This is a genomic window from Pyxidicoccus sp. MSG2, assembly GCF_026626705.1.
GTDB lineage: Bacteria > Myxococcota > Myxococcia > Myxococcales > Myxococcaceae > Myxococcus.
The window spans coordinates 9,947,521-9,967,115 of the sequence record NZ_JAPNKC010000001.1 but is presented as its reverse complement, the minus strand read 5'-3'; the positions used below and the strand labels follow the sequence as shown (position 1 = coordinate 9,967,115).

At 70.8% G+C, this 19,595-nt stretch carries 14 protein-coding genes; 6 read left to right on the top strand and 8 right to left on the bottom strand.

Features of this window, described 5'->3' with window-relative positions:
• Positions 1 to 43: 43 nt before the first annotated feature.
• Entirely contained in the window at positions 44 to 706 is a 663-nt protein-coding gene (locus tag OV427_RS38820; RefSeq protein ID WP_267861276.1) for a glutathione S-transferase family protein, read from the top strand.
• A gap of 39 nt (positions 707 to 745) precedes the next feature.
• On the opposite strand, the gene OV427_RS38815 is transcribed toward OV427_RS38820, so the two are convergent.
• The 3 genes from OV427_RS38815 to OV427_RS38805 all read right to left on the bottom strand — a co-directional run bounded on the left by OV427_RS38815 (position 746) and on the right by OV427_RS38805 (position 4,533).
• The gene (locus tag OV427_RS38815; RefSeq protein WP_267861275.1) at positions 746 to 1,867 is read right to left on the bottom strand and encodes a serine hydrolase; all 1,122 of its coding nucleotides are present in this window, start codon (positions 1,865 to 1,867) and stop codon (positions 746 to 748) included.
• Positions 1,868 to 2,025: 158 nt separating this feature from the next.
• A complete protein-coding gene (locus OV427_RS38810) occupies positions 2,026 to 2,763 on the bottom strand; it encodes a hypothetical protein (RefSeq protein ID WP_267861274.1) in 738 nt (245 codons plus the stop codon).
• A gap of 240 nt (positions 2,764 to 3,003) precedes the next feature.
• Complete coding sequence (locus OV427_RS38805) at positions 3,004 to 4,533, bottom strand: M28 family metallopeptidase (RefSeq protein WP_267861273.1); 1,530 nt, start codon at positions 4,531 to 4,533, stop codon at positions 3,004 to 3,006.
• A gap of 200 nt (positions 4,534 to 4,733) precedes the next feature.
• On the opposite strand from OV427_RS38805, the gene OV427_RS38800 reads away from it, so the two are divergent.
• On the top strand, positions 4,734 to 5,333 hold the full coding sequence (locus tag OV427_RS38800) for a hypothetical protein (RefSeq protein WP_267861272.1): 600 nt from the start codon (positions 4,734 to 4,736) through the stop codon (positions 5,331 to 5,333).
• A gap of 427 nt (positions 5,334 to 5,760) precedes the next feature.
• A complete protein-coding gene (locus OV427_RS38795; protein WP_267861271.1) occupies positions 5,761 to 8,967 on the top strand; it encodes a PAS domain-containing protein in 3,207 nt (1,068 codons plus the stop codon).
• A 27-nt stretch (positions 8,968 to 8,994) separates the two neighbouring features.
• Here the strand turns inward: OV427_RS38795 and OV427_RS38790 are convergent, their stop codons facing one another.
• Genes OV427_RS38790 through OV427_RS38780 form a run of 3 tightly spaced genes read right to left on the bottom strand, consistent with a single transcriptional unit; the run spans position 8,995 to position 12,403 of the window.
• Positions 8,995 to 11,289 (bottom strand): xanthine dehydrogenase family protein molybdopterin-binding subunit, encoded by a 2,295-nt coding sequence (locus tag OV427_RS38790; RefSeq protein ID WP_267861270.1) that lies wholly within the window; start codon positions 11,287 to 11,289, stop codon positions 8,995 to 8,997.
• Positions 11,286 to 11,753: a (2Fe-2S)-binding protein gene (locus tag OV427_RS38785; RefSeq protein WP_267861269.1), complete on the bottom strand. Its 468-nt coding sequence runs from the start codon at positions 11,751 to 11,753 to the stop codon at positions 11,286 to 11,288. Before OV427_RS38785 ends, OV427_RS38790 begins: the two co-directional genes overlap by 4 nt.
• A complete protein-coding gene (locus OV427_RS38780; RefSeq protein ID WP_267861268.1) occupies positions 11,750 to 12,403 on the bottom strand; it encodes an Isoquinoline 1-oxidoreductase subunit in 654 nt (217 codons plus the stop codon). Before OV427_RS38780 ends, OV427_RS38785 begins: the two co-directional genes overlap by 4 nt.
• A 124-nt stretch (positions 12,404 to 12,527) precedes the next feature.
• Here OV427_RS38780 and OV427_RS38775 point away from each other — a divergent pair, with 124 nt between their 5' ends.
• Positions 12,528 to 13,178 carry a cobalamin B12-binding domain-containing protein gene (locus tag OV427_RS38775; protein ID WP_267861267.1) on the top strand — a complete coding sequence of 217 codons (651 nt, stop codon included), beginning with the start codon at positions 12,528 to 12,530 and terminating at the stop codon, positions 13,176 to 13,178.
• A 10-nt stretch (positions 13,179 to 13,188) separates the two neighbouring features.
• Here the strand turns inward: OV427_RS38775 and OV427_RS38770 are convergent, their stop codons facing one another.
• The gene (locus OV427_RS38770; RefSeq protein ID WP_267861266.1) at positions 13,189 to 15,003 is read right to left on the bottom strand and encodes a GAF domain-containing sensor histidine kinase; all 1,815 of its coding nucleotides are present in this window, start codon (positions 15,001 to 15,003) and stop codon (positions 13,189 to 13,191) included.
• Between the two features lie 137 nt (positions 15,004 to 15,140).
• Here OV427_RS38770 and OV427_RS38765 point away from each other — a divergent pair, with 137 nt between their 5' ends.
• Positions 15,141 to 15,788, top strand: coding sequence for a 2OG-Fe(II) oxygenase (locus OV427_RS38765; protein WP_267861265.1), 648 nt, complete (start codon positions 15,141 to 15,143; stop codon positions 15,786 to 15,788).
• A complete protein-coding gene (locus OV427_RS38760) occupies positions 15,785 to 16,444 on the top strand; it encodes an SRPBCC family protein (protein ID WP_267861264.1) in 660 nt (219 codons plus the stop codon). Before OV427_RS38765 ends, OV427_RS38760 begins: the two co-directional genes overlap by 4 nt.
• An 11-nt stretch (positions 16,445 to 16,455) precedes the next feature.
• Here OV427_RS38760 and OV427_RS38755 read toward each other — a convergent pair whose 3' ends face one another.
• Positions 16,456 to 19,572: an efflux RND transporter permease subunit gene (locus OV427_RS38755; protein WP_267861263.1), complete on the bottom strand. Its 3,117-nt coding sequence runs from the start codon at positions 19,570 to 19,572 to the stop codon at positions 16,456 to 16,458.
• Between the last annotated feature and the right edge of the window lie 23 nt (positions 19,573 to 19,595).

Here is a 19,595-nt window from a genome sequence, read left to right as displayed (position 1 = left end):
AATCACTTGCAATCCGCAAGTGGTCTGAACCAGGACTCCCACGATGTCGCTCGCGCTCTACGGTCATCCCTTCTCCTCGTACACGCAGAAAGTGCTCATCGCGTTGTACGAGAATGGCACCCCCTTCGAGTCCCGCTGCATCGGACCGGAGACGCCGCAGCACTCGGCCGAGTGGCTGCGGCGCTGGCCGCTGGGCAAGTTCCCGCTGCTGGTGGACGGCGAGCGCAACATCGTCGAGACCAGCATCATCATCGAGTACCTGCAGCTCGTGCATCCCGGCCCCGTGCGCCTGCTGCCCGCGGACCCGATGGCCGCGTTGGACGTGCGCTTTTTCGACCGCTTCTTCGACCTGCACGTCATGAACGTGGTGCAGCACGCGGTAGGCGGGGCGCTGACGGGGGATCCGGTGAAGCGCCAGGAAGGACTGGCCTTTGCCACGCAGAAGCTGGAGCTCGCCTATGCATGGCTCGAAGGGCAGCTCGCCGGCAGGACGTGGGCCGTCGCTGGCGCGGACTTCACGCTGGCGGACTGCGCGGCCGCGCCCTCGCTGTTCTACGCGGACTGGACGCACCGGATTTCCGAGGCCTTTCCCGTGCTGCGCGCCTACCGCGCGCGGTTGCTCGCGCGCCCGTCCTTCGCCCGCGCAGTGGAGGAGGCGAGGCCGTTCCGGCCGCTCTTCCCCCTGGGAGCGCCCGACCGGGATTGAACGTGCCGGGGCTCCATCAGGCCGGAGTCCCATGGTCACTCATTCCTCGGCGTCCGGCTGGATGCCGCCGTCCGGGTCCTCGAAGGTCGCGAGCGATGCGCGCTCCAGCCCCACGGCCCTGAGCAGGATGTCCCGGCCGGTGGCGGGCAGCGACTTCGGCGCGGTGCCCGCGTCCGCCGCCCGTGCGCTGGAGGGGTGCCCGTTGGTGAGCAGCACCACGGCGGCGGCGTACTGGGGCATGAAGCCAATCCACGCAACGAAGCCCGCGTTGCCGCCAGCCTTGCTCACCACGCGCGCGCCCTGCCCCACCTCGTGCGTGTACCAGGCCATGCCGATGGAGGTGCCAGGCGAAATCTGGAAGCGCGGCTGGTGCGCGAGACTCATGGCCCGGTACGTCAGCAGCGGCATGCTCTGCACGCGGAACAGGTTGCCCTCCAGGAAGCGCAGCATGTCGCTCGCGGTGGAATTGAAGCCCACGCCCCGGAAGCCCACGCGCTTTCCCGACGTCGTGTAGCCCTGCGCAATCCGCTCCGGTGAGATGCCGCTCACGTCCACCACCGTGTCACGCATGGACAGCGGCCCCTGGATGTCCTGGGCGAACAGCTCCGGATACGTCTGGCCCGCGGCGGCGACGGCGGTGAAGCCCTGCGTCACCTCGCTCACATTCGCGTAGAGGTAGCTCGTGCCGATGTGCCGCTCGGGGTTGAACTTCTTCCAGAAGTCCAGGAGCTGCGCCGTGGGGGGCTGACCCATGTAGAGCGCATGCGCGGGACGGCCCGGCACATTGGGCGCGGGCATGGCTGCCGTCATCGTGCCCAGGTTGGCGGGAGTCACCTGCCGGATGACGCTCCCCTCCTTCCGCACCTCCTCCGGGAGGAAGCGCGTCACCTGGTCCTCCAGCGACAGCTTCCCTTCGACGATGCGTGCGGCGGCCAGCGTGTTGGTGAAGGTCTTCTGGACCGAGCCGATGATGAACAGCGTGTCCTCACGCACCGGGCGCTGGGCCTCGCGGTCCGCCAGCCCCGATGTCATGGACGCGCGGACGCCGCCGACCATGAGGGCCGCCGACACGCCAATGGGCGAATCGGTTCCGAGATAGGAGCGGATGCCCTCGTCGAGGAGTTGCTTCAGCCGCGTGGGGTCCTTCGCCTCGTTCGCCATGGTGCCTCCAGTGGGTGGGGGATGCCCGCCCCTGGAGCAAGCGACGTGCCCGCACGGAGCTCTCTCTGAAGCACCGGTTCGGCGTCCCGCGCCGACGTGTCGCGCGGGGCTTTCGACATGTCGCCCCGACACCCCTCTGAAAGAGCGACACGCGGGCCTCAATCCGAGCCGCCACCGCTCCACGTGAGGAGGGCGCTGACGCCGAGGCGGCTCTCCCCACCCCGCTGCAACCGCCACGGCACGGAGACGCCCACCTCCACGGACTCCAGCGGGTGCACGTAGAGGCCCGGAGAGACGATGCCGGTATTCGTCCCCTGCTCCTTGCGCCACGCCGCCTCGACCATGGGCCGTAGTGCTCCGTCCCCGAACACCACGCCCACGCTCAGGTCCGGCTGCACCGTGCCATCGCGGCCGCCGCTCGCGGGCAACAGGTCCAGCTCGGCGCTCGCGTTGAGCCCCACCGGTCCCACGTCCTTGTACGCGAGCAGGAAGGGCGCCAGGCCCGGACGCATCGACTCGTCCGGCGAGTCCCGCGTCGCCAGCACCTCCGCGCCCGTGGACACCGCCAGCCCGCGCCTACCGTCATTCACCAGGGCCAGGCTCGCCCCCACGCGGCCCTCCTCGAGCGTGGACGCCCCGCCCTCCGGGGACAGCTCTGCCTCGGCCTCCAACTGGAGCCAGTCTCTCAGTCCGTACTCGACATGCAGCGGCACCTCGAAGGTGGCCTCGCCGTCGTCCTCCTCCCAGTCGAGTCCGCTGCCCGCCTCCAACTCATGCCGCGAGTTGAGGGGGGCCTCATCTCCCAGGAACAGCTCGTCGATGGGGCCTTCCACACCTTCCTGTCCATCCACCTCGGCCGCCAACGCGGGCGTGGCGAGCGCGAGCAGCAGGGCCAATGACGGCCTCAACGGTCCAGTCCTCATGGCCTGAAGAATGAGAATGAGCGAGCAGCCGATGCATGCCCCTCCAGCCCACCCCAGCCAGGGCCCGCTGGCCCGGATGCCCCCCGGACGGACACTGAAATCGGGGTGGGCCGCGACTCGCACGGCGAGAGGCCGTTGCTGGAGTGCCGGAGTGGGAGCGTCGGCGCCACGTCCTGGAGCCGTGGCTCGCCGAGCGGGGCGTGCACTGAGGCGTCAGCGGGTGGCGGGCGCCGCCGGGCGCTCGGGGGCGCGGCCGCGGGTGCCGGCGGCCCACTCGTCCCAGACGTTGAAGGACTTCATCTGCTGGCCCAGGTCGGTGCTGTTGATGAGCGCCTCCACCTCGGCGCGGCTCTGGCGGGGCAGCTTCTCGCCCATGTTGGCGAAGCCCCAGGTGAGCGCACCCACCACGGCCGCGTTGGTGCGCAGCGTCCGGGCGTCGCACTGCTCGAACTCGTCCGAGCGCGCGTGATAGTTGGGCCCGTAGGTGGCCGCCTCCTGGTTGGCGATGAGGTTGGCCACGCCGTGCAGCATGAAGTCGAAGTTGTCGGTGCCCACCACCGGGACGTCCACCTGCGCGAAGGGCCCCAGCCCCTCCACGGGCTTCAGCGCCTTGTCCACCAGCGGCACCAGCGACGGTCGGCCATTGGTGAAGAAGCCGGTGATGCGGCCGCAGCCGATGTCCACCGACAGTGTCATCGCGTGCCCGTCCAGCTCCGCGGCGTGCGTGCGCGCGTAGCCCGCCGAGCCGTTCATGCCCTGTTCCTCGCCGTTCCACAGGGCGAAGCGGATGGTGCGCTCGGGCTTCAGGCCCAGCCGCTGCATCTGCCGCGCGAGGTCGATGAGCATCGCCACGTTGGCACCGTTGTCCAGCGCGCCACCGCCCAGGTCCCAGCTGTCCAGGTGGGCGCCAATGACGACGACCTCGTCCGGCCGGGTGGCGCCGCGAATCTCGCCGATGACGTTCCGCGACTCGTAGGGGCCGCCCGTCTGCAAATCGAGCGCGGCGGTGAGCGTGAGCGACGTGCCCGAGCGCAGCAGGCGCAGCGCGCGCTTCGCGCCGTCGCGCTCCATCACCATCATGGGGCGCGTGTTCTTCGGGCCCACGGAGACGTTGTGGCGGTAGAGCTGGTTGCCGGGCCGGCTGCCCATGTAGACGACGCCGGCCGCGCCCGCGGCGAAGGCGCGAGACTCGATGTCCGTCGCCTCGTTGTACTCGCGGAACAGGCCGTCCACGTCGCGCAGCTCGTCCGTCTCGACGAGGAGGAACGCGCCGCGCACCTTCTCGCCCGTGCGCTTGAAATCCGCCTCGGTGCCGCGCCCCAGGTCCACCAGCGGGGCCTTGAAGCCGCCCTTCGTCGTCGCGGCGGAGAACGGCATCGCGGCCACGCGCGGAGCGAAGCGCACGCCCGGGCCCTGCACCGTGGCGGCGGCGGAGCGCTCCAGCCACAGCGCCGGCATCCGGAAGGGCTCCGCGCGCGCCGTCACGCCCGCGGCCTTGAAGCGCTCCAGTGCCCACTCCACGGAGCGGCGGTTGGCGTCCGAGCCGGTGGCGCGGCCACCCACCTCGTCCACCAGTGAGCGCAGGTCCTCCAGCATCGGCGTCCCTCCGAGCACCGTGCCGACGAGCAGCGCGGCCTCGCGCTCACGCGCGGGAGGAGCCGCCTCTTCGGCACCCGCGAGCACCGGCGTGGCCAGGGTGAGGCAGAGCACGGCGAGGCTGCGCGACAGGCGGGAGCGGGGCATGCGGAGGGCACCTCTGGGGGAAGAGAGAGGCCGCAAGCATTCCCACCGTGGCCTCCCGGCTTCAAGGCCTCGTGCGCCCGCCGCGTTGCGCCAGGGCCCGGACGCGAAAATGGCCCAGGAAGATTTGCCGGGGAATTCGTTGTGCGGGGTGGAGGCAGCAACCATGCTCCTCCCCCCACCCGCCGCACTGGAGGTCCCCCATGTTCCGCCGCTCGCTGTTCGCCGTGCTGCCCTTCGCCCTCGTCGCCTGTGGCCCCGTGGACGAGATGGAGACCGCTGACGAGTCCACCGGCACGCAGGAGCAGGCCGTGTGTCCCGGCGTCACCACCGTCACCTTCGGCACCATCGACAACTTCGCCGGTGGGCCGGACCCGCTTCCCTACGCGCCCACGGCCCTGCCGGACTTCGTCACCTACCTCAACGGGCAGGGCATCCCCACCGCGATGCTCAAGACGTTGGATGACGGCACGTCCGGCAAGCACACGGTGGCCACGCTGCGCCACGGCCTGCGCAGCTGCTTCGCGGCCAACTGCACGCTGCAGCTGTGCTTCCGCGCCCGCGCGCTCGTGGGCGTCCCGCAGAACGACCGCGTCACCATCTACAACACCGACTTCGGCGTCTACAGCTTCCCGCAGGTCGCCAACGTGCCGGTGGTGCCCAACCTCCAGCCCTCGTGGAACCCGGGCCAGGTCGCCACCATGTGCATGCCGCTCAACATGAACCTCGTGGGCGACATGCTCCAGTTCCAGATGCAGGACGCATCCTCCGTCGACTACATCCAGATGATCCTGAGCTGCTGAGCGCGACTCGCAGGGCCCGGACGGGGCGGGCGCCTGGTTGCCCTCCCCGTCATGTCCCGGCCCGCGAGCTTCAGTCCCAGTCCTGGGAGTCTCTTCGGCGTCTACGAGCGGCTCACCGAGACCCACCGGACGTACGTGCCCTCTGGCGCCCTCTCGGGCCCGGCGGTCACCCCTGCCAGGAACAGCCGGAGGCGGGCGGCGCCCGTGCGAGCGCCCTGCCCGCTCCGCCGTGGAGTCGAGGCCCGGACCGGGCGGGTGTGGGCACGAGGCGCCTCCTCCCGGCCCGCTTCTCCCGACGGGCATCCGAGATGCGCACACTCCAGGAAGGGTGCCCCGGCTGGAGGGGCCGAGCGGGCACCACCACCCCGCGGACTCCTCCAGGGTGAAACCCTTTGGAGGGGCGCACGTGTTGGGTCATGGCGTGAGCATGACGGACAGGGAAGCCATCGAGGGCGTCTCCGAGGAACAGTCCCGACTGTTCCTCGAGACGATGGTAGCGAGCGCTCCGGTGGGCCTGGCCTTCGTGGACCTGGACCTGCGCTTCATCCACATCAACGACACCCTGGCCGACATGAACGGGCTGCCCCGTCAGGCCCATCTGGGCCGCCAGGTGCGCGACGTCATCCCCGACCTGTGGCCCTTCGTCGAGCCGCACTACCGGAAGGTCCTGGAGACGGGACAGCCGGCCCTGAACCTGGAGGTGGTCGGCTCCACCTACAAGGACAGCGGAGCCGAGCGCTGCTTCCTGGTGAACTACTACCCCGTGCACGGCGCCAACGGCGCCACCCATGGCGTCGGCATCACCGTGGTGGAGACGACGGAGTCGAAGCACGCGGAACAGGCGCTCCGCATGAGCGAGCAGCGCTACCGCTCCCTGGTGGAGTCCGTGGCGCAGACGGTGTGGACCACCAACGGCCGGGGGGAGCTGGTGGAGCCGGCGCCCCACTGGCTCGCCTTCACGGGGCAGAGCCATGACGCCCACCTGGGGCTGGGCTGGCTCGACGCCATCCACCCGAGCGACCGCACGCGCTTCGTGTCGGAGTGGGCCGCGGCCCTCGAGCTGAGAGACCCCTACCGGGGCGAGGCGCGGCTGCGGTACCACGACGGCTCCTACCGCGACACCGTCATCCGCAGCGTCCCGGTGTTCGATGACCGGGGCCTCGTGCGCGAGTGGATCTCCACCGCCGAGGACGTCACCGGACACAAGCACGCCGAGCGCTCACTGCGGCGAACCACCCAGGCGCTCCGCGAGAGCGACGAGCGCTACCGCACCTTCGTCGCCCAGAGCACCGAGGGCATCTGGCGGCTGGAAATCGAGCCGCCCATCGACACGCGCCTGCCCGAGGACGCGCAGGTCCAGGCACTGCTGGCCCGGGGCGCCGTCGCCGAGACGAACGAGACGATGGCGCGCATGACGGGCTTCGCGTCCGCGCCGGAGATGGTGGGCACCACGCTGCAACAGATGATTGCCATGCTCACCCAGGACCCGGCCCACGTCGACAAGGCGGTCCTTCCCTTCATCCGCCTCGGCTACCGGATGGAGAACGTGGAGACGCGCCAGGTGGACAAGTCGTCGGGCGCGGAGCGCGTGCGGATGGCGAACCTCGTCGGCGTGGTGGAGCACGGCATGCTGGTGCGCGTGTGGGGCACCCAGCGCGACGTGACGGAGCAGGTGCTCGCGAAGGAAGCCCTGGAGCAGAGCCGCGAGGTGGTGCGCATGCGCGAGCATCAACTGCGCGCCATCACCGACGCACTCCCCGCCCTGGTGGCCTACGTCGACCGCGACGAGCGCTACGTCTTCTGCAACCGGGCGTTCGATACGTGGTTCGGGCTCAATCCCGAGGAACTGGCGGGCCAGCCGGTGCGCGGGCTGTCCGGCGAGATGGGGTATGCCCACCTGAAGGACTGGATGCGCAGGGCCCTGGCGGGGGAGACCGTCAGCTACGAGAGCGCCCTGACGCTCCGGGACGGGCGGATGCTGCACGTCCAGTCCTCCTATGTCCCCACGCGCACGCCCCAGGGCCAGGTGAAGGGCTTCGTTGCCCTCGTGCATGACATCACGGACCGCAAGCGGGCGGAGGCCGAGGTGGAAGCCCAGCGGGCGCGCCTCTACGACGTCCTCATGAACGTCCCGGCGTCCATCGCCATCCTGCGCGGCCCCGACCAGGTCTTCACCCTCGTCAATCCCCTCTACCGGCGGCATGCCTATGGGGTGGAGCTCACCGGCCGGTCGCTGAGGGACCTCGTCAAGCGCAGCCGGAATGGCGAGGACTACTCCCGGGAGCTGCAGCACGTCTACGAGACCGGAAAGCCCCTCGACATGCACGAGGTCCTCGCCCGGGTGGACCCCCGTGGAGACGGCGTGCGGGAGGACCACTACTTCAACATCGCCTACGTGCCGCTGCGCGACGCCGACGGAGAGGTGGACTCCGTCATGTCCTTCTCCATGGACGTGACGGAGCACGTCCAGTCCCGGAAGAGAGCGGAGGAGCTGGCCGCGCACCTGTCCAACCAGCAGCAGTGGCTGGAGTCGGTGCTCAACCTCCTCCCCATCCCCTTCATGCTGATAGAGCCCGGCACCGGACGGGCCCTCTTCGCGAACCAGGCCACCCACCGGATGGCAGGTGGCGTCTTCCCGCTGGGCATCCCCACGGAGGGCTACGACGCCGTGTACCGCATCACCGACGACGCGGGGCGGCCCACTCCCGGGGAGCAGATTCCCGGAGCGCGGGCCGCGCGCGGCGAGCGACTCCAGCAGGTCCCCGCGGTCTGGCACACGGAGGCAGGGACGTACTCACTCCTCACGGACTCGGAGCTGCTCCCGGCGATGCACGGCCACCCGGCCACCGTGGTGCTCGCCCTCCAGGACGTGACGCGGCTCAAGCAGACCGAGGCCCGGCTCCAGGAATCCGTGCGGCTGCGCGACGAGTTCCTCACCGTGGCCTCCCACGAGCTGAAGACGCCGCTCACTCCGCTGCAGATAAAGCTCCAGGGGCTGGCGCGCGAGGCCCGCGCGGACGTCCCGGTGGGCAGACTCCGGGAGCGCGTGCTGTCCACGGCGGAGAATGCCTCCTTGCAGATTCGCAAGCTCACCGCCCTCATCAACGATTTGCTGGACGTGACGCAGCTCACCGGCGAGGCGCTGTCGCTGAATCGGGAGACGATGGACCTGACGTCCGTCCTGCGCGCGGTGGCGGAGCAGTTCCGGACCCAGGCCGCCCAGGCCGGGTGCGAGCTCGTCGTCGAGTCCTCGAAGCCCGTCGTGGGCTGGTGGGACCGGCACCGGCTGGAGCAGGTGGCGCGTGGCCTCTTGTCCAATGCCATCAAATACGGGCCGGGCCGGCCCGTGGTGCTCCGGGCGGAGCAGGCGGACGGCAGGGCCCGCTTCAGCGTGCGGGACGAGGGCATCGGCATCGCCCCGGAGAACCTGGCGCGCATCTTCGAGAAGTTCGGGCGCGCCGTCTCCACCCGCAACTACGGTGGCCTGGGCCTGGGCCTCTTCATCAGCCGCCGCATCGTGGAGGCGCACCAGGGCACCATCCTGGCGGAGAGCCAGCAGGGCCAGGGCGCCACCTTCACCGTGGAGCTGCCGCTCGCCATGGGGCGGCAGCCATCGGGCGCGGCGAGGCACTGAAACGCGCACCGCCGCCCGCGGGGGACGTCAGACCTGGAGCGAGCGCGCCAGGGGCAGCTCCCGCACGCGGGTGCCGGTGAGCGCGAAGACGGCGTTGGCGATGGCCGGCGCGACGGGAGGCACCCCCGGCTCGCCGATGCCGCCGGGCGCACCGTCGCTCTCGACGATGTCGACGTGAATCTTCCGGGGCGCCTCGTTGATGCGCACCAGCTTGAAGTCGCGGAAGTTGGACTGCTCCACCGCGCCGCCCTTCATGCTGATTTCGCCGTGCAGCGCCAGGCTCATCCCGAAGATGACCGAGCCCTCCATCTGCGCGCGCACGCGGTCCGGGTTGATGACCGTCCCGGCATCCACCACCACCCACGCCTCGTCGACGCGGAGCCTGCCAGCCGCGTCCTTCACCACCGACGCGACGACGGCCACGTAGGACAGGAAGCTGCGGTGCGCGGCGAGCCCCAGCGCCCGGCCGTCCTGCTTGCGCTCGTCCCAGCGCGAAAGCTTCGTCACCCGCTCGACGACGCGCCGCATGCGCCCGGTGTCGATGGGGTGCTCGTCCAGGGACTGGCCGTAGTTGTCCAGCTCGCGGACCCCCAGCTCCTCCTTCGTCACCACGCGCGGCGGCCCCAGGAGCTCCAGGCGCAGGTCGCGCGAGTCCACGCCCCGCGCGTGGGCCAGCTCATCCACGAACGAGTTGACCGAGAAGGAGTGGAAGATGTTGTAGACGGAGCGCAGCCAGCCGATGCGCACGTGGGCGGGGGCCTCACACGTCTCCGCGCGGACGTTGGGCACGGCGAGCGGCAGGTCCGTCACGCCCTGCTTCAAGTCCCGCGCGCTGGGCCGGCTCGCCGGTGAGAAGGTGGAGGCGATGGGCGGGAAGGCCGTGCGGTGGCGCCAGGCCACCACCCTGCCGTCCGCGTCCAGGCCCGCGCTCAGCCGCTGGGTGCTGACCGAGTGGTAGTAGTCGTTGCGCACGTCGTCCTCGCGCGTCCACTGCACGCGCACCGGGACGCCCGCCTCGCGGGCCAGCCACACCACCTCGGCGATGAAGTCCGCCTTCGACTTGCGGCCGAAGCCGCCGCCGAGGAAGGTGACATGGACCGTCACCTGCTCGGGCGGAATCTTGAGGATGCCCCCGGCGACTTCTTGCGCGTCCTGCGGGTTCTGCGTGGGGGCCCACACCTCGCAGGAGTCGCCGTCCACACGGGCCAGCGCGACGAGCGGCTCCATGGGCACGTGCGGCAAGTGGGGGGTGTAGTACTCGGCCTCGACGACGCGCGCCGCCCCGGCCAGCGCCTTGTCCACGTCACCGACGTTGCGGACCGCCGTGCCCGGCGCGCGCACCGACGCCGTCATCGCCTCGCGGTACTGCTTCGAGTCGTACGACGCGTTCGCTCCGTCCTCCCAGGTGATGTCCAGCGCCGCGCGGCCCTGCATTGCCGCCCAGGTGTTCTCCGCCAGCACCGCCAGCCCACCCCACTGCTGGTAGACGTAGGGCTTCTCGGGCGCGGGCAGCTCCACCACGCGCCTCACGCCCGGGACGGCGAGCGCCTTCGCCGCGTCGTACCGCGCCACCTTCCCTCCCACGACGGCGGGCCTCGCAATCACCGCGACGAGCATGCCCGGCAGCTTCACGTCCGCGCCGAAGACGGCGGAGCCATTGACGTAGGCGGGCCCGTCCAGCAGCGGCAGCGGCCGGCCCACGTTGCGCAGCTCGGCCTTCGGCCGCAGCTTGACGGACTTCGCCTCGGGGACGGCCAGCCGCGCCGCCTCGTCCGCCAGCATACCGAAGCCCAGCGTCCGCTTCCCGTCGCGGTGGAAGACGGCGTGGTTTCGCGCCTCGCAGTCCTCCGGCTTCACCTTCCAACGCTTCGCGGCGGCCGCCACCAGCATGGTGCGCGCGGTGGCGCCGGCGCGGCGCATGTCGTCGTAGATGCCGCGCACGCTGCTGGAGCCGTCGGTGTTCTGGTCGCCGTAGACCTTGTTGCCGTCCGCCTGGAGGATGCGCACGCGGGCCATGTCCGCGCCCAATTCGTCCGCGATGAGCACCGGCAGCGAGCTGCGGATGCCCTGCCCCATCTCCGAGCGGTGGCAGACGATGGTGACGAGCCCGTCCGGGGCCACGTGGACGAAGGCGTTGGGGTTGAGTCCCGGGGTGCCGTCTTCAATCGCAGGGGAGCCCGTCTTCGGCTTCCTGCCCGTGCGTCCGGAGGGCTCGGCCGCGAGCGCCTCGGCGGAGAAGAGGCCCAGGGTGAGCCCGCCCACCGCCAGGTTCAGGCCTTCGAGGAAGGAGCGCCGCGAAATCAACTGGAGCCGCCGGGTCATGGCTCCTCCTCGGAGATGCCCGCGACCTTCTTCACGGCCGCGCGGATGCGCGTGTACGTGCCGCACCGGCACAGGTTGCCGGCGAGCGACTGGTCGATGTCGGCGTCCGTCGGCTTCGGCTTCTTCGCCAGCAGTGCCGCCGCGCTCATGATCTGCCCCGCCTGGCAGAAGCCGCACTGCGGGACGCCCAGGTCGCACCAGGCCTTCTGCAGGGGATGGCTGCCGTCCGGCGACAGGCCTTCAATCGTCGTCACGGACTTCCCCTCCGCGCGGCGCACCGGCGTCACACACGCGCGGACCGTCTGGCCGTCCAGGTGGACGGTGCACGCGCCGCACAGCGCCTGACCGCAGCCGTACTTCGTCCCCGTGAGGCCGAGCACGTCGCGCAGCGCCCAGAGCAGCGGCATCTCCGGGTCGACCTCCAGCTCCTTCTCCACACCGTTGACGCGGACGTGAATCGTCATGGCCGTGCCTCCTCGCTCGGGCACTCCGCGCCCGTCTCCACCCACGCGGCGATGATGGCGCCGAACTGCTCCTGCGTTCCGGGCGCGGGCTCGCGATCCGCCCCGGGCCTCCAGCCCCAGCCCACCAGCCCGTCGTGGGCGTTGTGGTCGACGAGCTGCGCCAGCGTCTTGCCGCCGTTGCGCTTCGGGTCCTTCAGCTGCTCGCAGAGATGGCGCGGGCTCTTTCCCACCCAGGCCATTTCAATGGGCGCCAGGTGCCAGTTCGGCGCGCCGGGCACACGGGCATGCGCCAGGTTCCGGTCCTGGTGGCAGCTGGTGCACTCCATGCCGACGACGCCCTTGTCCTCCGGCCCGCGCACCACGGGCGGGTCGTGCGGCTGGCCGTTCATGCCCTGGAGGGGCACGTCGCCGCTGGGGTGACAGTTGGCGCAGCGCGGGTGCAGGAACACGCGGCTGGCCTCGAGGAAGAGCGCCTTCGAGCGCTCCGCCGGGGCTTCGATGACGGCGAAGTCCTGGGGAGCGCGGAGCGCATGGGCTGCGACCTCGGGGAGCGCGACCTTCTGCGCCGTACCCGCTTCGGGCTCACGCCGGCATCCGCCCACGACCAGGAGGACGAGCAGCGGAGCCATGACCTGGAGAGTTGGCTGCATCGGAACAAGGCTCCAGCATGTCCCGCCCCACCACAAGCCGAATGTTCAGCATGCCGGGGCTTTGCACCGACGGTGAGCACCCCCACGTTCCCAGGTGGAACCCGAGTGCCAGGAGGTGGGTGCCTTGCCCCCTACAGTGTTGCCTTCTCCCGAAGTCGTCGCGGACGCGCTCCTCGTGGGAAATAGCGGGACGGTGCTCGAGGCGGTGCAGCGGTACATGGAAGATGGCGGCGCCGCGTTCCTCGTGGATGCGCTGGCCCGGCCCGTCATGCAGGCCGTGGGCGACCGGTGGTGCGGCGGCGTCATCACGGTGGCGGAGGAGCATGCCGCCTCGGAGCTGCTGCGCGAGCTGCTGACCCAGTTGCTGCCCGGCCTCGGATGGCACCAGGGCGGACCCCGGGCCGTCATCGCCTGCGTGCCCGGCGAACAGCACCTCCTCGGGGCGCGGCTCGTCGCCCAGATACTGGCGCTCGACGGCTGGCACGTGCGCTTCCTGGGGGCGGACACGCCCGCCCGGGACCTGGCGGTGTTCGTCGCCCGCGAGCAGCCCGCTTTCGTCGGGCTCTCCGTCTGCATGGCAGAGCGCCTCGAGGCCGCGCGGTTCACCCTGGAGCTGCTGCACCGCACGACGCCGAACATCCCGCTCGTGGCGGGAGGGCGTGCGGCCGGGAGCCTGGTCCCCGAAGAGAAGGGCACCTGGTCCGTGCTCCAATCTTCCGAGGAGCTGCTGGACCTGACACGAAACAGAGCGGGCGGACACCTCCTCTTCCCATGAGCGCCCCCTTTCATGCCCCCGAGGCGGCGGACGCTCCCTGCTCCGCGGAGAGCTGCCGGGGCGGCACCTGGGTGGGAAGGACCACGGTGAAGGTCGAGCCCTGCCCCGGCTGGCTCCGCACCACGATGGTGCCGCCATGGGCCTCGATGATCTGCTTCGCCACGTACAGCCCCAGCCCCATGCCGCCATAGTGCTTGGGAGACACCGCGCGCTCGAAGCGCTCGAAGATGCGGCCCGTGTCCTCGCGCTTGAGGCCGATGCCATGGTCCCTCACGCACAGGCGCACCAGCTCCCCGTGCCCCTCCACGGACACTTCGATGGGACGGCTCGCGCCGTACTTGATGGCGTTGGACAGGAGGCTGGACAGCACCTGCTCCAGCCGGAGCTGGTCCCACACGCCGCGCACCGGGCCGGGGGTGTGGACCTCCAGCCGACTGCCCGCGGCCTCCGCCTCCTCTCGGAAGCGGTCCGTCACCTCGGTGGCCAGGGAGGACAGGTCCAGCTCCTCGAGCAGCAACCCCAGCCGCCCGGTGGCGACGCGCGACACGTCCAGCAGGCGTTCCACCAATTGGGCCAGGCGCTGCACCTGGGCTGACGAGCGCTCCAGGTGGCGCATCACCCGCGCGTCCTCGAGGCCCGCGGCCGCCACGCTGCGGCGGAGTGTCTCCAACTGCAGCTTCAGGGGCGTCAGCGGCGTGCGCAGCTCGTGCGCGGCGATGGAGAGGAACTCGTCGCGGGAGCGGACGCCCTCGCGCACCTTCTGGAGGAGCCGCGCGTTCTCCAACGCCACGGCGATGCGCTCCGCGAGCGCCTGCGCCACCTCCACCTCCACGTCCTGGTAGGGCCGCGCGTCCCGCGAGCCGCGCCCCACCGTGAGCAACCCGTCCAGCCCATGGGCGGTGAGCACCGGGACGCGCAGCAGGCACCGCACGTCCAGCCGTCGGAGGAACGACTCGAGTCCCCTCCGAGCGGAAGGCACTTCATCCAGACAGAGCCGGAGAGTCCCAGGCGTCTCGCTGGCCCGCCACGCGTCCCGCGCATCCGGAGAGGACAGCACGGCGCGCAGCCGGTCCAATCCCGAGGCCTCCACGTGGGCCAGCCAGGGGCCGGAGGAGAAGGGCCCGTCGTCGACGAGCAGTTCCACGACGCACAGCTCGCCCAGGTCGGGGATGATTCGCTCGGCCAGCCGCTGGAGCGAGGCCTCGCTCCGGGAGACGTCCGCCAGCAGCGAGCCCGCGTCCGCAAGCAGCGCCATCCGCCGGCGCGCGTCCTCCGCCTCCTCGCGGCGCGCGTGCTCCGCCCTCGCCTCGACCTCCACCTCGCGCGTGGCCCGCAGCTCCACCTCGGTCATCACCGAGGCCGCGAGGTCCCTCAGGACGTGGAGGTCGTCCTCCGTCCAGTGACGCGGGACGGTGTCGAGGACGCAGAACGCTCCCAGCGTCTGCCCGGAGCTGACGAGCGGCACGCCCGCGTAGGCCACCGCACCAATCTCCTTCACGCCCAGGCACTCGCGGAGCACGGGGTCCTCGCGGGCGTCCGTCACCACGAGGGGGTCATCGGCAGCCAGGGTGTACTTGCAGAGCGAGTGCGACAGCGGCAGCTCGCGCCGGCTCAGCCAGGGCTCCGGCAGGCCGATGCAGCTCTTGCAGAAGTGACGATTGTCATCGAGCAGGCTCACCAGGCCGATGGGGGCGCGGAGGATGCGACAGGCCAGGCGGGTGAGCCGGTCGAAGGCCTCCTCGGCCTGGGTGCCCATCAGGGCGGTGCGGCGCAACGCGGCCAGTCGCTCGGGGGAGCGCAAGATGCTCTGGACGTCGCCCGGCATGGTCATCCCCACCCTTCCCGTAGAGATGGGCAGGGAACGGCGCACAGAACAGAAGCAGGCAGACACGGGTTCCTCCGGCTCGCCGGGTCCACCCGCGCCGCTGCCTGCCTGGCGCCAGGGTGGGCTAGAGTCCGCCCATGCGCTTCCAGCCACCTTGGGGCGGAGCCTTCCGCCTCCAGAGCTTCGTCCACCGCACGCCCGAGGCCCTGCCGCCCCCGACGGTCGACGCCATCCGCGAGGCCATCCTCGGCTCCTCGCTGCTCGGCGACTCCAACCTGTCCGGACAATTCTCCGGGACGTATGGCTTCTCCATCACCTTCCAGCGGGAGGCCCTGCCGGAGGTGACGGCGCTGTTCCCCGCCTTCGCGCCCTACCTGGACACCGCGCTGCTGCCGGACTGCGACACGTTCCTGCTCAATCCGCTGCTGGTGCGCGAGGGCCGCGGGGTGGGCGCGCACATCGACCGGAGCCTGGAGTTCTACGGCGCCGGCATCGGCTGTCCGGTGGCGGTGAGCGTGCTCTATGTCCAGGTGCCGGAGACGCTCTCGGGCGGAGAGCTGCGGCTGTACCACCGGGGCAACCGGGTGGCGGCGCTGAAGCCCGTGCCGCGCACGCTGGTGGTGTTCCGCGGGGACCTCACGCACGAGGTCGCCGCCATCGACGCGGGCGCCCCGGCGCTCTCGGGGGCGCGCATCAGCCTGGTGGTGGAGCAGTACCGCGTCCCCCAGTCCCTGCGGGCCGGCGTCCCGCGCTTCGAGGTTCGCACCCGCGCGGGGATGGCATGAGAGAGCTGACGATGGACGTGTGGCTGGCCCAGGGCCCGGACGAAGTCTTCGCGGCCTTCGGAGACCCCTTCCGGCTGCGCCGCTGGTACGGCGCGCCTCCCGGAGGCCACCGCACGGGTGCCACCGGCGACGTGGCGTCCGGCGAGCCGTTCCAGGTGAGCCTCATCGACGCGAGCGGTGCGCCCTTCACGCAGCGCGGGCAGATTCTCTCGGTGACACCGGGCGAGGGGCTCGAGTTGGAGATGGCGTGGGAGGGCGGAAGGCTCGGCGCGGACGCGACGCGCGCCGCCATCGCCCTGCGCCCCGTGAATGGCGGCACGCGCGTGGAGGTGCGCCAGGGCCCCTTCACCACCTCCGAGGCACTGGAGGCCCACCGCGCCTGGTGGGGCGCCTGCCTGGGGCGGCTGGTCCGCGTCGCCGCCGGGGACGCCGTGCCCTGCTTCGAGGAGTTCTGGGAGGAGTCGCGAGGCTTCGTCGGACCGCTCGGTGCGGCGGCCTACACGGTGCTCGCCGGCCTGCGTGAGGCCGGCGCGCCGGCGGAGACGGTGGCCCAGGTGGAGGACGTGCTCTACACGCACCTCGCCCGGCTCCCACCGGACACGGCCGAGGTGCTGGGCGCGGTGCTGCGCTCGCGCGCGAAGGAACCGGCCTCGTAGCGACTGCGCGGTCAGATGAGTCGCCGGCCGAAGCGACGGAAGAGCACCGGCACCACCAGCATGTTGAGGAAGGTGGAGGACATCAGGCCCCCAAGAATGACCACGCCCATGGGCGCCTGAATCTCATTTCCCGGCTCGTCGCCCGCGATGACGAGCGGCACCAGAGCCAGCCCCGCGCACAGCGCCGTCATCAGCACGGGCGCCAGGCGCTCCAGCGAGCCCTGCACCACGGCCTCGGCAAGCCCCTTCCCCTCTTCCGTCATCAGGTGCTCGTAGTGACTCACCATGAGGATGCCGTTGCGCGTGGCGATGCCGAACAGGGTGATGAAGCCCACCAGCGACGCCACGCTCACCACGCCGGACGTGAGCGCCACCGCCACCACTCCGCCGATGAGGGCCAGGGGCAGGTTGATGAGCGTCAGCAGCGAGTTGCGCACCGAGCCGAAGGCCACCACCAGCAGCAGGAAGATACCCACCACCACCGCCACGCTCAGCCAGGCGATGGTGCGCGTGGCCTCCTCGGCGCTCTCGAACTGGCCGCCATAGTCCACGTAGTAGCCTGACGGCATGGGCACCTCGCTGGAGATGCGGGCCCGCAGGTCGTCCACCACCGCGGACAAGTCGCGTCCCGCCACGTTGGCCTGCACCACCATCTTCCGCTGCACACCCTCGCGGCTGATGGTGTTGGGGCCCGACTCGCGCGTGAGGCTCGCGAGCATCTTCAGTGGAATGGAGGGCCCCACGGGCGTGTCCACCAGGGTGGCGGCGATGGCGTCCACGTCCACCCGCGAGGCGTCATCCAGGCGCACGGCAATCTCCACCACCCGCTGCCCTTCCAGCACGGTGCCCACCGTCTCCCCGGCGAAGGCCCGCTCCACCGCCTCGGCCACCTCGCCCGTGGTGAGGCCGTAGCGCGCCACCGCGTCCCGGTCCGTGCGGATCTCCAGCTCGGGGATGTCCACCTGCTGCTCAATCGCCACGTCCACCGCACCCGGGGTGGCCTCGGCCACCTTCTTCACCTGCTCGGCGAGCGTGCGCAGCCGGTCCAGGTCGTCACCGTAGAGCTTCAACGCGATGTTGGCCCGCGTGCCCGACAGCATGTGGTCGATGCGGTGGCTGAGCGGCTGACCGATGGTGACGATGACGCCGGGCACCTGGGTCAGCGCCTTGCGCATCGCCTCCAGCAGCGCCTCCTTGCCGCGCTCGCCCTTTGACAGGTCCAGCCCCACGTCCAGCTCCGCCGCGTTGACGTCCTGGGCGTGCTCGTCCAGCTCGGCCCGGCCGGTACGCCGGGAGGTGGACACCACCTCGGGGAAGGACAGCAGCACCTCCTCCACCCTCCGGCCCAGCTTGTCCGACTCCTCCAGCGAGGTACCCGGCAGGGTGACGACGTTGAGGGTGAGGGTGCCCTCGTTGAACTCGGGCAGGAAGGAGCGCCCGAGGAACGGGACGACGGCCAGCGTGGCCACGAGCGCCAGACCCGCTCCCGCGAGGATGGCGCGAGGCCGTGCAAGCGTCCACAGCAGCAGGGGCCGGTAGCGCGCCTTCAGCCAGCGCAGCAAGGGCCCCTCTTCCGCCCCCAGGGCCTTGGCATTGGGCAGCAGGTACGCGCAGAGCGCGGGCGTCAGCGTCACGGCCACCACCAGCGAGGCGGCGATGGCCACGATGTACGCCAGCCCCAGCGGCGCCAGCATCCGTCCCTCCAGCCCCGACAGGAAGAAGAGCGGCAGGAAGACGAGGATGATGATGAGGGTGGCGAAGACGATGGCCTGCCGCACCTCGACCGAGGCCTGGTAGATGACCTCCAACGCGGGCCGCCGCTGCCCTTCCGGCAGGTGAGCATTCTCCCGCAGGCGCCGGAAGACGTTCTCCACGTCGATGATGGCGTCGTCCACAAGCGCGCCAATGGCGATGGTGAGCCCTCCAATCGTCATGGTGTTGAGCGTCACGCCCAGCGCCTTGAGCACCAGCACCGCGGCGACCAGCGAGAGGGGAATGGCGGTGAGGGAGATGAACGTTGCCCGCGCGTTCATCAGGAAGATGAGCAGGATGACGGCCACGAGGATGGCACCGTCCCGCAGCGCCACCGACACGTTGTGCACGGCCACGGAGATGAAGTCCGACTGCCGGAAGATATTGCGGCCCACCACCATCCCAGTCGGAAGCGTGAGCTGCACCTCGTCCAGCACCGCGTCCAGCCGCTCGGTCAGCGCCAACGTGTTGGCATCCGGTTGCTTCATCACCGCGAGGATGACGGCGGGCTCCGCGTTGGCGCTGCCCTCGCCGCGTTTGATACGAGACCCCACCCGCACGTCGGCCACCTGCCCCACCGTAATCGGCACGCCCCCGCGCACCGTCACGACGGTGCTCGCCAGGTCCTCCACGCCCTTCGCCCGCCCCACGGCGCGCAGCAGGTACTCCTGTCCACCCTGCACGTAGAAGCCGCCGGAGGCGTTGTGGTTCGTCGTGCGCAGGGCGGTGGCCACCTGCTCGAAGGAGACATTGAGCGCTTGCAGGGCCTCCGGGCGCAGGAGCACCTGGTACTGCTTCACCGAGCCGCCAATCGGCACCACCTGCGAGACGCCCGGCACGGACAGCAGGCGCTTGCGCAGCACCCAGTCCGCCGCGCCGCGTGCCTCCATCATCTGCGCCTCGCGGCCCGCCGCGTCCTTCGCCAACGCGTCCTCCTGCCAGGAGACGGAAAGGAAGAGGATTTCCCCCATGACGGAGGAAATGGGCGCCATGGAGGGAGGGGGCACGTCCGGCGGGAGCTGCGCGGCGACGAGCTGGAGCTTCTCGTTCACCACCTGGCGCGCGGTGTAGATGTCCGTGCCCCACTCGAACTCCACCCAGACGATGGAGATGCCCACGCCCGAGGCCGAGCGCACCCGGCGCACCCCCGTGGCGCCGTTGACGGCCGTCTCAATGGGGAAGGTGACGAGCGTCTCCACCTCCTCGGGCGCCAGTCCGTGGGCCTCGGTGAGGACGGTGACGGTGGGCGCGGTGAGGTCCGGGAAGACGTCCACCGGCATGCTCAGGGCGACCTGGAAGCCCAGGACCAGCAGCACCACGGAGGCGGCCACCACCAGCAGCCGGTTGTCGATGGACCAGCGGATGAGACGATTCATCTTCGTCGTGCCTTGGAAGGAAG